This window comes from Streptomyces sp. BR123, assembly GCF_013401435.1.
GTDB lineage: Bacteria > Actinomycetota > Actinomycetes > Streptomycetales > Streptomycetaceae > Streptomyces.
This window is the reverse complement of sequence record NZ_JACBGN010000016.1, coordinates 17949-32268: the sequence shown is the minus strand read 5'-3', so window position 1 is coordinate 32268 and position 14320 is coordinate 17949. Positions and strand designations below refer to the sequence as shown.

General features: G+C 71.0%; 9 protein-coding genes and 2 pseudogenes. 1 reads left to right on the top strand and 10 read right to left on the bottom strand.

Annotation, left to right across the window (positions count from 1 at the left end; genetic code table 11):
* Positions 1-7 precede the first annotated feature (7 nt).
* The 7 genes and pseudogenes from HYE82_RS04630 to betA all read right to left on the bottom strand — a co-directional run bounded on the left by HYE82_RS04630 (position 8) and on the right by betA (position 10791).
* A complete protein-coding gene (locus HYE82_RS04630; protein ID WP_179172625.1) occupies positions 8-1240 on the bottom strand; it encodes a sarcosine oxidase subunit beta family protein in 1233 nt (410 codons plus the stop codon).
* Positions 1237-3717: an FAD-dependent oxidoreductase gene (locus tag HYE82_RS04625; protein ID WP_179172624.1), complete on the bottom strand. Its 2481-nt coding sequence runs from the start codon at positions 3715-3717 to the stop codon at positions 1237-1239. The genes HYE82_RS04630 and HYE82_RS04625 overlap by 4 nt, the downstream gene beginning before the upstream one ends.
* A 217-nt stretch (positions 3718-3934) precedes the next feature.
* A complete protein-coding gene (locus tag HYE82_RS04620; RefSeq protein WP_179172623.1) occupies positions 3935-4951 on the bottom strand; it encodes an ABC transporter substrate-binding protein in 1017 nt (338 codons plus the stop codon).
* Positions 4952-4973: 22 nt separating this feature from the next.
* Positions 4974-7001 carry a proline/glycine betaine ABC transporter permease gene (locus tag HYE82_RS04615; RefSeq protein WP_179172622.1) on the bottom strand — a complete coding sequence of 676 codons (2028 nt, stop codon included), beginning with the start codon at positions 6999-7001 and terminating at the stop codon, positions 4974-4976.
* Entirely contained in the window at positions 7001-8083 is a 1083-nt protein-coding gene (locus HYE82_RS04610; protein WP_179172621.1) for a glycine betaine/L-proline ABC transporter ATP-binding protein, read from the bottom strand. Before HYE82_RS04610 ends, HYE82_RS04615 begins: the two co-directional genes overlap by 1 nt.
* Positions 8084-8181: 98 nt before the next feature.
* Positions 8182-8964: pseudogene (locus HYE82_RS04605) on the bottom strand (aldehyde dehydrogenase family protein); the annotation flags it as partial.
* Between the two features lie 156 nt (positions 8965-9120).
* Complete coding sequence (betA, locus tag HYE82_RS04600) at positions 9121-10791, bottom strand: choline dehydrogenase (protein WP_179172619.1); 1671 nt, start codon at positions 10789-10791, stop codon at positions 9121-9123.
* Positions 10792-10957: 166 nt separating this feature from the next.
* On the opposite strand from betA, the gene HYE82_RS04595 reads away from it, so the two are divergent.
* Positions 10958-11755 carry an IclR family transcriptional regulator gene (locus HYE82_RS04595; protein ID WP_179172618.1) on the top strand — a complete coding sequence of 266 codons (798 nt, stop codon included), beginning with the start codon at positions 10958-10960 and terminating at the stop codon, positions 11753-11755.
* 42 nt (positions 11756-11797) lie between these two features.
* Here the strand turns inward: HYE82_RS04595 and HYE82_RS04590 are convergent, their stop codons facing one another.
* From HYE82_RS04590 to HYE82_RS04585, 3 genes and pseudogenes are all read right to left on the bottom strand, one after another.
* Positions 11798-12937 carry an aromatic ring-hydroxylating dioxygenase subunit alpha gene (locus HYE82_RS04590; RefSeq protein ID WP_179172617.1) on the bottom strand — a complete coding sequence of 380 codons (1140 nt, stop codon included), beginning with the start codon at positions 12935-12937 and terminating at the stop codon, positions 11798-11800.
* Positions 12938-13261: 324 nt separating this feature from the next.
* Positions 13262-13521 (bottom strand): annotated as a pseudogene (locus HYE82_RS37665) (FAD-dependent oxidoreductase); the annotation flags it as partial.
* Positions 13518-13880: a bifunctional 3-phenylpropionate/cinnamic acid dioxygenase ferredoxin subunit gene (locus tag HYE82_RS04585; RefSeq protein ID WP_179172616.1), complete on the bottom strand. Its 363-nt coding sequence runs from the start codon at positions 13878-13880 to the stop codon at positions 13518-13520. The gene HYE82_RS04585 and the pseudogene HYE82_RS37665, both read right to left, overlap by 4 nt.
* Positions 13881-14320: the final 440 nt, after the last annotated feature.

The following is a 14320-nucleotide window of genomic DNA, read 5'->3' as shown; positions in this document are numbered from 1 at the left end:
GGCCTCCTCAGTGGGCCACCGCGGCCGCGCCGTGCTCGTCGACGAGCGCACCGGTGGTGAAGCGTTCGAGCGTGAAGGGGGCGTTGAGCGGGTGGGGGGCGTCGTGGGCGATGGTGTGCGCGAAGGCCCACCCGACGCCGGGGGTGGCCTTGAAGCCGCCGGTGCCCCAGCCGCAGTTGAGGTAGAGGTGCTCCACGGGAGTGAGTCCGGTGATCGGTGACGCGTCGGGGCTGACGTCGACGATCCCACCCCAGGTGCGCAGCACGTGCGCGCGGGCGAAGACCGGGAAGAGTTCGAGGGCGGCCGCCATCTGGCGTTCGATGATGTGGAACGCGCCGCGCTGCGTGTACGCGTTGTACGCGTCGATGCCGGCGCCCATGACCAGTTCACCCTTGTGGGCCTGGCTGACGTACACGTGCACCGCGTTGGACATCACCACGGTGGGGTGGACCGGCTCCAGCAGCTCGGAGACCAGGGCTTGCAGGGGGTGGCTCTGCAGGGGCACCTCGAAGCCGGCCATCGCGGCCAGTACGGAGGAGTGGCCGGCCGCGCAAAGGGCGACGCGCCCGGCGGCGATCGGGCCGAGGGAGGTCTGCACCCCGGTCACCCGGCCGCCCTGCACGTCGATGCCGGTGACCTCGCAGTTCTGGATGAGGTCGATGCCCGCGGCGTCGGCCGCGCGGGCGAGGCCCCAGGCGACGTGGTCGTGCTTGGCGATGCCTGCCCGCGGCTGGTAGGTGGCGCCCATGACCGGATGGCGGACGTCGGGCGAGACGTCGACGATCGGGCAGACCTCCTTGACCTGCCGGGGGTCGAGCCACTCGGCATCGATGCCGTTCAGGCGGTTGGCCTCCACCCGGCGCACGCCGTCCCGTACGTCCTGGAGGCTGTGCGCGAGGTTCAGCACACCGCGCTGGGAGAACAGGAGCGGGTAGTCGAGGTCCTCCTCCAGCCCCTCCCACAGGGTGAGCGCGTGCTCGTAGATCCCGGCGCTCTCGTCCCAGAGGTAATTGGAACGGATGATGGTGGTGTTGCGGGCCATGTTGCCGCCGGCGAGCCAGCCGCGTTCGAGGACGGCGACGTCGGTGATGCCGTGGTTCTTGGCCAGGTAGTGGGCGGTGGCCAGGCCGTGTCCGCCGCCGCCGACGACGACCACGTCGTACCTGCGCCGGGGCTCGGGCGTGCGCCACAGCCATGCGGGGTGCTCCGGCAGGTCTGCGCCGGGGGGCACGGGGCTCATCGGGCGTCTCCTGACGGGTGGGAGCCGCGCAGCCGCCGCATGGCCGGGTCGAACAGCGGCTCCTGGGCGACGACCGCCGGGACGCGCCGGTCGAAGTAGCCGATGTCCAGGGCGCGGCCGGGCGCGGCGAGTTCCGCGGGCAGCCAGGCGTAGGCGATGCCCTTGCCGACCGTGTAGCCGTATCCCGCGCTGGTGACGTAGCCGACCGGCCGGTCCCCGTCGTACACGGGCTCCTTGCCCATGACCACTGCGCCCGGGTCGTCGATGGTCAGGCAGGTGAGCCGGCGCCGTACGCCGGCGGCGCGCCGCTCCAGTGCGGCGCGGCCGATGAAGTCGCCCTTCTCCCTCTTCACGGCGAAGCCGACACCGGCCTCGTACGGATCGTGTTCGTACGTCATGTCGGTTCCGAAGGCGCGGTATCCCTTCTCCAGGCGCAGGCTGTTGAAGGCGCCCCGGCCCGCCGCGATGCCGCCGTGCGGCCGGGCGGCCTCCCAGAGGGTGTCCCACAGTTTGAGCCCCAGGTCGGCGCTCGTGTACAGCTCCCAGCCGAGCTCGCCCACGTAGCTCAGGCGCATGGCGGTGACGGGGACGACGCCGATGTGGGCGCGACGGGCCCGGAAGTAGCGCAGGCCCGCGTCGGAGAAATCGGCGTCGGCCAGCGGCTGGAGCACCTCGCGTGCCCTGGGCCCCCACAGACCGATGCAGCAGGTGCCCGCGGTGATGTCCCGTACGGCGACGGAGCCGTCCTCGGGGAGGTGCCGAAGGAACCAGTCGAGGTCGGGACTGCCGTTGGCTCCGATCTGGAAGCGGTGCCGGGCGAGCCGGGCCACGGTGATGTCGCTGCGGAGGGTGCCGTCCTCGTCGAGCATCAGCGTGTACGTCACCGAGCCGACGGACTTGTCGACGTCGGAGGTGGTCAGGCGCTGGAGGAAGGCTGCGGCCCCGGGGCCTTCGACCTCGAGCCGTTTCAGGGCCGTCATGTCGTACAGGGCCACGCTCTCGCGGGTGGCCAGGGCCTCGGCGCCGACGAGCGGTGACCACATCCGTGCGGCCCAGTCGTTGGGGGTGGGGATGTCCCACCGGTCCAGGAGGGGCTCGTTCGCGGCGTACCACTGCGGCCGTTCCCACCCGGATGCCTCCAGGAAGAAGGCGCCGAGCTCGCGCTCGCGGACGTGGAACGGGCTGGTGCGCAGGGGCCGTGGAGCACCCGGCGGCTGGAGCGGGTGGAGGATGTCGTAGACCTCGACGAAGTTCCGGCAGGAGCGGGCGTGGACGTATGCGGGGGCGAGCTGGTGCGGCTCGAAGCGGTTGACTTCGCATTCATGCAGGTCGAAGGAGGAGCAGTGGCCGTCGACGAGCCACTCGGCCATGGCGCGGCCGACACCGGCGGAGTGGGTGACCCACACGGCCTCGGCGACCCAGAAGCCCTTCACCTCGGGTGATTCGCCGAGCAGGGGCATCCCGTCGGTGGTGAAGGAGAACAGGCCGTTGATGCCTTCCTCGACCTTGGTGTCGCGCGTCGCGGGCAGCAGGGACCGGGTCTCGCCCCAGGCGTCGGCGAAGTCGTCCGCCGTGAACCGCAGTACGGAGGGCATCTGCTCGGCGGAGTCGACCGGGGCGATGTCGTCGGCGGAGACCGGCATGGGGTGGTGGCCGTAGGAGCCGATGCCGAGCCGGTCGAAGCGGTCGCGGTAGTACAGGTCGGCGTCCTGGTGGCGCAGGATGGGGCGGACCGCCTCCTCGGCCTGTCCGGCGAGCGCGGGGACGGGCCCGGTCCACGCGAGCTGGTGGGCGAGGGGGGTCAGCGGCAGGCTCATGCCGACCATGCGGGCGACCTTGGGGCCCCAGATCCCGGCGCAGCACACGACCACGTCGGCGGGGATGTCCCCCCGGTCGGTGACCACGGCGGTGACGCGGTCACTGCCGGCGGCTTCGTCGGCCCGGGTGCGGATGTCCAGGACCTCGTGGCGGTCCAGCACTCGAACACCCCGTGCCCGGGCGGCGCGGATCTGCGCCTCCACGGCGAGGACCGCCACTGCCAGGCCGTCGGTGGGGACCAGCAGTCCGCCGAGTACGCGTTCGCGGTTCACCAGGGGGTGCAGTGCCACGCATTCGTCCGGTCCGACGAGCCGGCCCTCCACGCCCCAGGAGGTGAGCCAGCCCTGTCGGCGCGCCAGCTCGGTGAGGCGTTCCGGGGTGGTGGCCAGTTCGAGTCCGCCGACCTGGAGGAAGCACGGCTGCCCGTCGACGTCGAGGGCGCCGAGCTTCTCGACGGTGTAGCGGGCGAGTTCCGTCATGGTCTTCGACGGGTTCGCCTGGAACACCAAGCCGGGAGCATGGGACGAGGATCCACCGGTGGCGGGGAGCGGTCCCTGGTCGACGACGGTGATCTCGGTCCAGCCGCGGCAGGACAGTTCGTCTGCCAGTGCTGCGCCCACGACACCCGCTCCGATGATGACCACGCGCGGTCCCGCCATCGCCGCCCCTCCGGTTCGAAAGGAATAGAGTTGCTGTGAGCGCAACATGGTGCAGATCGCGCAACTCACACTGCCGCTCGCCCCCGACGGTGTCAAGAGGCCCGAACTCCCCCGACTCGCGTGTGCGAGAAGGTGGAAACAGCCGTGCCCGGCGGGCTGTCGAAACAGCCCGCCGGGCACGTGCGGGGACCGCGCCTGTCTTTCTGATCAGGCCGGATCAGCCCTTCTTCCCGAGCCAGGCGTCGACCTTCCCGCGGTTGGCCTCCACCCATTTCCTCGCGGCGTCCTCCGGCGCCATCTTGTCCTGCGCGATGTACTTCGCCACGAGGTTCTGGTCCTCGTTCGACCAGTTGAAGTTCTTTACGAGCTGGTAGGCGGGACTGCCGGAATCGGCGAACTTCTTGCTGACGATCTTGTCCAGCGCATACAAGGGGTAGTCGCAGGCGACCTTCTCCGGGTCGTCGTCGCAGCCGGGCTTGTACTCCGGCAGCTGGACCTTCACGAGCTTCAACTCCGAGAAGAGCCACTGCGGTTCGTAGAAGTAGCCGATGACGGGCGTCTTGTTGGCCTCGGCCTGGCGGAACGCCTGGATGAGCGCGGCCTCGCTCCCCGAGTACACCACCTTGTAGTCGAGGTTCAGGTTCTTCACCAGGGCGCCGTCGTTGGTGACGAACGACGGATCCCCGTCCAGCAGCTGCCCCTTGTCGCCGGACTCGGAGGTCCTGAGCTGCTGCGCGTACTTGTTCAGGTTCTGCCACTGGGTGATGTCCGGGTACTTCTGCGCCATCCACGGCGGCACATACCAGCCGATGACCCCCTTGTTCCCCGTCTCGCCGGCGGCGACGGCCGTCTGCTGCTCCTCGATGTACTTCTTCTTCAGATCCGGGTGGCCCCAGTTCTCGACGATCGCATCGACCTCGCCCGTGCCGAACCCCTGCCAGGCGACCTCTTCCTTGAGGTCCTTCTTGATCACCTCGCAGCCGAGGTCTTTCTTCGCGACGTAGGCGATGACCGCCGCGTTGGCCTCGTAGCCGACCCACGGGTTGACGGCGAGGTTGAAGGAGCCGCACGTGCCGGCGCCGCCCCCTGCGCCCGACGGTCCGGTGCCCGCCTCCCCGACCTTCGCGCCGCCGCATCCGCTGAGCGCGAGGGCGAGCACCGACAGGCCGGCCACAGCCGCCAGCCTGGCGGGCCGCCGCAGCGGCGCCGGCCCTGTGTTGAGGTTTCCTGCCATGCGTTGTGCCCCTTCTCCTGCCTCAGCGCCCGCTGGGGGCTCGTGCGGCCCGGTGCGCCGCCGCCTGGGTGATTCGGTCGAACATGACGCCGAGCAGCACGATGGCCAGGCCCGCCGCCAGCCCCTTGCCGTACAACTGGCCCTGGGAGAATCCCGCCACGACGTCGTAGCCGAGGGCACCCGCCCCCACCAGCCCGCCGACGACGACCATCGACAGGACGTAGACCAGCCCCTGGTTCGCCGCGAGGGCGAGGGCGCTGCGCGCCATCGGGAGCTGCACCTTCGTGATGACCTGCCAGGCGCTGGAGCCGGCCGATGTCGCCGCCTCCACCGTGGCCTGCGGCACCCCTCGCACCCCGTCCGCGATGATCTTGATCGTCACGGGGGCCGCGTAGACGATCGCCGCCGTGATCGCCGTGAACCGGCTCGCACCGAACAGGGCGAGAAACGGCACCAGGTAGACGAAGGCCGGCATGGTCTGGCCCGCGTCGAGCACGGGGCGGACCAGCCGGTCGGCCAAGGCGCTGCGGCCCATCCACACGCCCACCACGACGCCGAGGGCCATCACGATGACCGTCGCCACCATGCTGGAGGCCAGCGTCGTCATGCTGTCCCGCCACAGGCCCGTAGCGACGATCAGCGCCACGCACACCGCCACGGTCGCCCCCGCCCGCGGACCGCCCAGCAGCGTGCCGAAGGCCACGACCACCGCGGCGACCAGCCACCACGGGGAGCCGGTCAGCAGCGCCTCGAAGGGGTTGAGCAGCAGCGTGGTGACCACCTCCCGCAGACCGTTCGTCACGCCGGCGAGACTGCCCTGCGCCCATGCGGTGGCCGAGTCCGCCGAGCGGGCGATGGCGCCGCCCACCCCGGTGCCGCCCGGGAACTGCGCCGCCCATACGTAGGTGTGGGAGAGCCATACGCACACGGCGGTGAGTACGCCCGCCGCGAGGAACAGGGGGCGGCGCCACGGCGCCGAGCGGCCGCCGCCCTGTCGGCCGTGCTCCCCCCTCCCCCGGCCTTCGGCCGGCGGGACCCCCATCTCGCTTCGCTCGCTCGCCGCGGTGGTCACCCGGTCGAGCAGGATGGCCATCACGACGATGGCGAGACCGGCGTTGAACGCCACACCGACGTCGAGGGTCTCCAGCGCCTTGACGACCGTCTTGCCCAGCCCGGGGGCATCGATCAGCGCGGCGACGGTGACCATGGACAGGGCGGCCATGATGGTCTGGTTCACCCCCAGCACGATGGTCCGCTTCGACATCGGCAGCAGCACGGTGGTGAGCGTCTGGCGCCGGGTCGCACCCAGCGACTCGGCCGCCTCGACGGTGGCGGCGGGGACCGAGCGGATCGCATGGGCGGTGATGCGCACCGCGGGCGGCGTAGCGAAGATCAGCGTGGCGATGGTGGCGGACGCCGGGCCGATGAGGAAGAACAGCGTCAGCGGGGCCAGGTAGACGAACGTCGGCATCGTCTGCATGAAGTCGAGCACCGGGGTCGCCAGGCGGTGCACCCGGTCGGACAGCCCGGCCCAGACACCGAGCGGGATGCCGATGAGCAGTGAGACGAGGACGGCCGCCACGGTCAGGGCGAGCGTGTCCATGCTCTCCCGCCACAGCCCCTGCAGGCCGAAGAGGACGAAGCCGGCGACGGCCAGCACGGCCACCCGTACGTTCCCGAACAGCCATGATGCGTACCCGACGAGGGCGACGACGCCCAGCCAGCCGACCACGGGGACCGAACGGCCGAAGGACGGCTGTGAGAGCAGCGCCTGGAGGAACCCCACCAGGTTGTCGATGACCAGCCGGATCTCGTTGAAGACGTAGAGAAAGACCGGGTTGCTGTTGCGGCCGGCTCCGACGGCGTCGTTGATCTCATTGAACTTCCGGTGGAGCGGTGTCAGTTCGGCGGTGTCGAGGGCCAGGGTGTGGCTGCCGCGCAGGACCAGCCACAGAGCGGCCCACGCGACGAGGACCGCGGCCGCGACCAGTGCGCGGCCCCCGCGTGCCGGCGCCCGCCGCGTGGCCGCCTCCGCCACCGCGACGGCCACTACGCACCGCCCTGCGGACCGGTGACGACCTCGAGGATCTCCTCGTCGCCGACGACGCCCAGCAGGCGCCCGTTCTCGACGACCTTCGCGGGTCGGTCCGCCGCGAGCACGGCGCGCACCGCCTCGCGGACGACGGTGTCCGCGGCGAACTCCGGACCGTCGAGCGGGTCGTCCGGGCGGGCGGGGCGCGCGATCCACCGCAGGGTCAGCACGTGCGAGCGCGGCACGTCCGCGACGAAGTCCCTGACGTAGTCGTCGGCGGGCGCGCCGACCAGTTCGTCGCCCGTGCCGCACTGGACCGTCCGGCCGTCGCGCATGATGAGGATGCGGTCGCCGAGCTTCAGCGCCTCGGACAGGTCGTGGGTGACGAACACCATCGTCTTGCCGACCTCGCGGTGCAGCCGGACGACCTCGTTCTGCATGTCCCGGCGGATCAGCGGGTCGAGCGCGGAGAACGGCTCGTCGAAGAGGAGGACGTCCGGGTCGCCGGCCAGGGCGCGGGCGAGCCCGACCCTCTGCTGCATGCCGCCGGAGAGCTGGTCGGGGTAGGAGTGCTCGTACCCGGCGAGGCCGACCAGCTCGATGACCTCCCCGGCGCGCCGGGTGCGCTCGGCCCTACCGGTGCCGCGGATCTCCAGGCCGTAGGCGACGTTGTCCAGGACCCGGCGGTGCGGCAGCAGCCCGAAGTGCTGGAAGACCATAGCGAACTTGCGCCGCCGCAGCTCGCGCAGCCTCCTGGGGTCCGCGCCCCGGATGTCCTCTCCCTCGAAGCGCAGTTCGCCCGCCGTCGGCTCGATCAACCGGGTCAGACATCGCACCAGAGTCGACTTCCCGGATCCGGACAGGCCCATGACCACGAAGACCTCGCCGGGCCCGACGTCGAAGCCCACGTCCTGCACGGCGGCGGTGCAACCGGTGCGCTCCATGAGTTCCCGGCGCGACAGTGCGCACAGCTCGGGCGAGTGGGGTACCCGCGCGGCCTTGGGTCCGAAGACCTTCCACAGCCCGCGGACGGAGACCACGGGGGTCCCACCCTCGGACGCCCCTCTCTGCGACGGCAGTTGCGTCTTCGTTGCGGTCACTGTCGACCTCTCCTCGGATGGCCCGGCCGTGCTCGGCGTCGTCGGCGGTGGCACCGGGTCAGCCGCGGAACCAGTGCTGCGCCCGGGGGCGGATGTTCTCGCAGCCGCCGGGCGACCCGCTGCGCCTTGCCCGCGTCCTGCGTCCACACCGACCCTGCGAGTCCGTACTCCGTGTCGTTGGCGATCCGTACGGCTTCGTCCTCGCCCGAGGACCGCTCGACGGTGAGCACCGGCCCGAAGGACTCCTCGTGTACGACGCGCATGTCCTGTCCGGAGTGCAGGAAGACGGCGGTGAGAGCGAAGTCCACGGCCGCCTCGACGTCGGCATCGGCGAAGACCACGTTGGGGTTCTTGCCTCCCGGCTCCAGCGCGACCTTCTTCACGGTGGCCGCGGCCGCCGCCATCACCGGCTTGCCGGTCTCCAGGACGCCGGTGAACGAGACCACGTCCACGCCGGGGCGCTCCGCCAGCGGCGCGCCGGCCTCGGCCCCCGACCCCAGCACGAGGTTGGCCACCCCGGCGGGGAGTCCGGCCTCCTCCGGCGCGCGCATCAGCAGGAGGGAGGTCGACGGGGGCAGCTCGCTGGGTTTGAGGACCACGGTGTTGCCGGCGACGAGGGCGGGCGCGACCTTCCACGCCGCCTGGAGCAGCGGGTGGTTCCACGGGGTGATGAGCCCGCACACCCCGACCGGCTCGTAGACGACCCGGCTGACGGCGTCGTCGCGGCCGGTGTCGACCACGCGGCCGGCGCTGGTCCCGGTGTCGGCCCGTGTCCCTTCGGAGACGGTCCGGACCCGCGTACCGTCGGCAGGGCAGTGGATGTCCCGACGGCCGCCCGCCACCGCTTCGCGCCGTGTGCCACCGACGTACAGATCTGCCACGCGCGGAGCCCTTCTGCGAGGTAACACCGGTATGTGCGTTGCGGATTGCGCATCGTATTGCTCGGAATGGAACGACACGATCGCCCACGGGTTCCCCTGCGTCAAGAGGGCCGGGCGGCCGGACACGGCGGGCCCCGGGCCCCTTCGCCGCCTCGCTCAGGGTGCTTCGCGGCGGGAGCGGTGGTGGCGGTAGAACCCGGCCTTGGACGGTGGCAGCGGCTCGTTGCCCAGGATGAGATCGGCGGCCTTCTCGGCCACCATCATGACGGGTGCGTAGATGTTTCCGTTGGTCACGTAGGGCATGACCGATGCGTCCACGACGCGCAGTCCCTCCAGACCGTGCACACGCAGGCTCGCCGGATCGGTGACCGCCATCGCGTCGGTGCCCATTTTGCAGGTGCAGGACGGGTGCAGGGCGGTCTCGCCTTCCCTGGCCACCCACTCGAGGATCTGCTCGTCGGTCTCGACGGCCGGTCCGGGCGCGATCTCCCCGTCGTTGTACGCGGCCAGTGCGGGCCGGCCGAGGATGTCACGGGCGGTACGGACCGCCTCGACCCACTCGCGACGGTCCCGCTCGGTGGAGAGGTAGTTGAACCGCAGGGACGGATGCTCCCGGGGATCCTTGGTCCTGATCTTCACCGAGCCGACGGCGTCGGAGTACATGGGGCCGACGTGGACCTGGTAGCCGTGGCCGCCGGCGGGCGCGGAGCCGTCGTAGCGGACGGCGACCGGGAGGAAGTGGAACATCAGGTTCGGGTACGCGACCTCCTCGTTGCTCCGCACGAAACCGCCGGCCTCGAAGTGGTTGGTGGCGCCCGGGCCCGTGCGGAACAGCCACTGGAGGCCGATCCAGGGACGATGGCGCCACTTGAGATACGGCTGCATCGAGACCGGCTGTTTGCAGGCGTACTGGACGTACACCTCAAGGTGGTCCTGAAGGTTCTCCCCCACCCCCGGCAGATCGTGGACAACGTCGACGCCGAGGGCCCGCAGCTCGTCGGCGTTGCCGACGCCCGACAGCTGGAGCAGCTGCGGAGAGTTGATCGCGCCGCCGCACAGGATCACCTCGCGGGCCCGCACCTGCCGGGGTGCGCCGCGGCCGCGGCGGTACTCGACGCCCACGGCGCGCTTGCCCTCGAAGAGGATCCGGGTGACGAAGCGCCTGGTCCGCACGTCGAGGTTGGGCCGCTTCATGGCCGGGTGCAGGTAGGCCCGGGCGGCGGACAGCCGCCGCCCGCGGTGGATGGTGCGGTCGAAGGCCGCGAAGCCCTCCTGCCGGTAGCCGTTGACGTCGTCGGTCAGCAGGTGGCCCGCTTCCTGGACGGCTTCCATGAAGGCCGGGAAGAGGGGGTTCGACGCCGGGCCGCGCTCCAGGACGAGCGGTCCCGAGCGGCCGCGGAACTCGTCCTCCGGATCCGCGGCCAGACAGTTCTCCATCCGGTTGAAGTACGGGAGGCAGTGCGCGTAGTCCCAGTTCTCCATGCCGGGGTCGGCGCCCCAGCGCTCGTAGTCCAGCGGGTTGCCGCGCTGGAAGATCATTCCGTTGATGCTGCTCGACCCGCCCAGCACCTTGCCGCGGGCGTGGTAGATGCGCCGCCCGTTCATGTGGGGCTCGGGCTCGGACTCGTACTTCCAGTCGTAGAAACGGCTGCCGATGGGGAACGTCAGCGCCGCGGGCATGTGGATGAAGACGTCCCACGGGTAGTCGGGCCGGCCTGCCTCCAGGACCAGGACGCGGTTGCCGGGGTCCGCGCTCAGCCGGTTGGCCAGGGCGCTGCCGGCCGAGCCGCCGCCGACGATGACGAAGTCGTAACTCTGGGGCACCATCGCTGTGTCGTCCCTCCCCGCCGTCTCGGACCGAGGGCTGCCCCCGGCCGTCGATACGCGGCGCATGCTAGTACGGGTGCCGCGTTGCGCACCAGGTTGCGTTCCACGCAACCGCCGGCCGCTTGGTTCCCAGCCGACTGTTGGCGAAGGCGCGTATGGTTTCGCCATGAGCAACTACGAGCCACCCACCGAAACCGCAGGCGCCCCGGCGGGCGGGGTGCAGTCCGTCGACCGCGCCGTCACCGTGCTGGAGATCCTCGCCCAGCGGGGCGAGGCGGGCGTCAGCGAGGTGGCGGAGGAGATCGACGTCCACAAGTCGACGGCGTTCCGGCTGCTCGGCGCGCTCGAGGCGCGCGGTCTCGTCGAACAGGCCACCGAGCGGGGCAAGTACCGCCTCGGCTTCGGGATCGTGCGCCTGGCCGGCGCGGTCACGGGGCGCATAGACATCACCCAGGAGGGCCGCCCGGTCTGCGAGCGGCTCGCCGAGGAGCTCGGCGAGACCGTCAACATCGCCGTCCTGGAGGAGCAGTACGCGATCAACCTCTGCCAGGTGCGCGGCCCGGGCGCGGTGACGGCGCACAACTGGGTCGGACAGCTGACGCCGCTGCACGCCACGTCCAGCGGCAAGGTGCTCCTCGCCCATCTTCCGGCGAAGCAGCGCGTGCAGCTGCTGGCCGAGGCCGGCCTGAAAAAGTACACGCCGAGCACCCTGACCGCCAGGACGAAGCTCGAGAAGAACCTCGCCGAAGCGCTGGAGCGCGGCTACGCCATGACGTTCGAAGAGTACGAGATCGGCCTCCACGCCATGGCCGCCCCGATCCGCGACCGGGACGGCGTGGTCCTGGCCGCGATCAGCGCATCGGGGCCGAGTTACCGCTTCACCGAGGAACGCATGCGCGAACTGGCCCCACGGCTGATGGCGGGCGCGCAGGAGATCAGCCGCCGCATGGGCCACCTGGGCTGAGCCGCCACCGGGGGATCCCGGCTCCCCGGGGGCGGCGCACGGCTACCGGGGCCGTCCCGGCCCGGTGCCCAGCCGGGCCCGCACCCAGTCGTGGAACGCCCCGATGTGGTGCTCACTGGGTACCAGCACACCACCCTTGGCGTACATGCGGGAGCTCATTGCGGGCTGGCAGCGCTCGCAGGCGTCGAAGTCCTGGCAGTTGACCCGGTCGAAGAGCTCGACGGAGCGGCTGATGTCCTTGCCGCTCTCCACCACGTCCTTGAGGTACAGCCAGTCGCACACGACGACCGTGCGGTCGGCCGCGACCGGGTGCATACGGTGGAAGACCACATGGTCCGGCACCAGGTTGATGAAGACCTGCGGCCGCACGGTGATCGCGTAGTACTTGCGGTCCTGGTCCGGCGAGACCGTGGGGATGCGGTCGAGCCCCTCGGAGCCGTCGACGGTGAACCCCTGGATGCCCTCGCCGAACGCGGCGCCGTGTCCCACGTAGTACTGCGCCGCGTAGCCCTCCGCGAACTCCGGCAACACCTCGGTGAGTTCGGGGTGGATCGTGGCGCAGTGGTAGCACTCCATGAAGTTCTCGATGATGAGCTTCCAGTTCGCCCTGACGTCGTAGACGATCCGCCGTCCGACCTCCAGGTCGGCGACGGCGTACCGCTCGATCGACTCCGCGTCGCCGAGCCGCAGGGCGGCTGCGCCCATGACCTCTCCCTCGAAGGAGGGCGGGTCGTCCGCGAGGCAGACCCAGATGTAGCCGAGCCACTCGCGTACGGGCACGTGCGCCAGCCCGTACTCCGTCCGGCCGACGTCCGGCATCCTGGTGAGGTTCGGTGCGGCGATCAGCTTGCCGTCGAGGTCGTACGTCCAGGCGTGGTACGGGCACTGGAAGGCCCGCTTGACCGCGCCGGCCTCCTCCGTGCACAGCTTCGCGCCCCGGTGTCGGCACACGTTGAAGAAGGCGCGGATCGCGCCGTCGCGCGAGCGGGTCACCAGGATGCTCTCGCGGCCGACGTCCACGGTCCGGAAAGCACCCGGCCCGGCCAGCTCGGACGAGCGCCCCACACAGAACCACATCGTCTCGAAAATGCGCTCCTGCTCCAGCCGGAAGATCTCCGGGGCGGTGTAGTGGTCACCGGGGAGAGTGGCGATCAGGCTCTCCGGCAGGCGGGTCGTTGTCACGTGCACTCCTCGCGGAACGTCGTGGTGCGGAACTCTCGCGCCGGTGGATCAACCGGCCGTCCGGGCGGCGGCGGCGGACAGCTGCCACCGCCACCGCGTGAAGAGCCGTGGCCGGTCCAGCCCGAGTACCGCGACCAAGCGGCCCGCCTCCGGTAGACCGCGAGGAAGCGGCCATCGGCGGCCGCGCCCTCCTCGACCGTGACGCTGTCGGCTTCCGCGGCGTACCCGGCGAACTGGATCCGGGTGCCGTACTGGTCTTGCGCGGACCGACCTGCCGTCGGCGAGCCCTGCTCGGTGCTCGCCCCGCGACCCGGTGCCGAGCCCGACGCCGAGGGCTCGTGCACCGAGCTTCCACACGGCCGCGAGATCCTCGCCCTCCGCCTCGAATGCGAGCGCGTCCTCGCCGATCTCCCCTACGAGGAATTCCTCCGACAACGGCGGCCTGTCGTAGGGGCGGTGGGGCTCGTCGCCGATGAGGACCAGCCGCCCGTCATATCCATGTCCCTGCTCGCGCAGCGAGCGGGCGGCGGGCGGGCGGCGGACAGGCCGGCCAGCGAGGCGCCGATGACCGCCACGGTCTTCATACGGGGCCTTCGGCCCCGGGGACGGCCGCGCAGGGCGGCAGGTTCGGCGCCGGGCCCGACGGCACGAGGTAGACCATGCCGTCCTCGACGCGGACCTGGTGGGTGCGGACGGGGCGCTTGGCCGGCGGGCAGTCGACACTGCCGGTGCGCAGGTCGAACTTCGAGGCGTGCAGAGGGCATTCGACTTCGTACCCCTCCAGCCAGCCGTCGGAGAGCGAAGCGTCCTGGTGGGTGCACGTGTCGTCAATGGCATAGACCTCGCCATCCTCGGTATGGAACACCGCGATCGGGGGATCGAACTCGAGCCGGCAGGCCTCGCCTCGCGGGATGTCGGCGAGTCGGCACGCGGGAATCATCATGACACTCCGGTGCGTATGGCGAAACGAATTGCGGTGAACGCAACGTCAGTTTGAGGGCGCCCCCCTACCTTGTCAAGGAAGGGTTCACGACACCCGGAGGGCTCCTCACCGACCTCCGGCCGACTGCCGCAGACCCTCCCTCCACTGGAGTCGTCGCCGATCCGGACCAGTCCCCGGCGCGCGCCAGCCGTCGGCCCACGCGGCCGGCCGCTCCGGCGGGGGCAGCCGCCCGGGCACGGGCGCAGGTTCCCACCCGTACACAGACACTTCGAATCCGTGGATGAAGATCCGCGAACTGCAGGCATCGTCCCCTGGCGTCGCCACGAGCGCGCTCTCGGTACGGCGGCGCCGCGACACCTGGAACAGGCGGCCGTCCACCATTTCCCGGACGTCCGGCTTCAACAGCCCGGACAGATCGTCCGTGCGGGCGAGCATCCGCC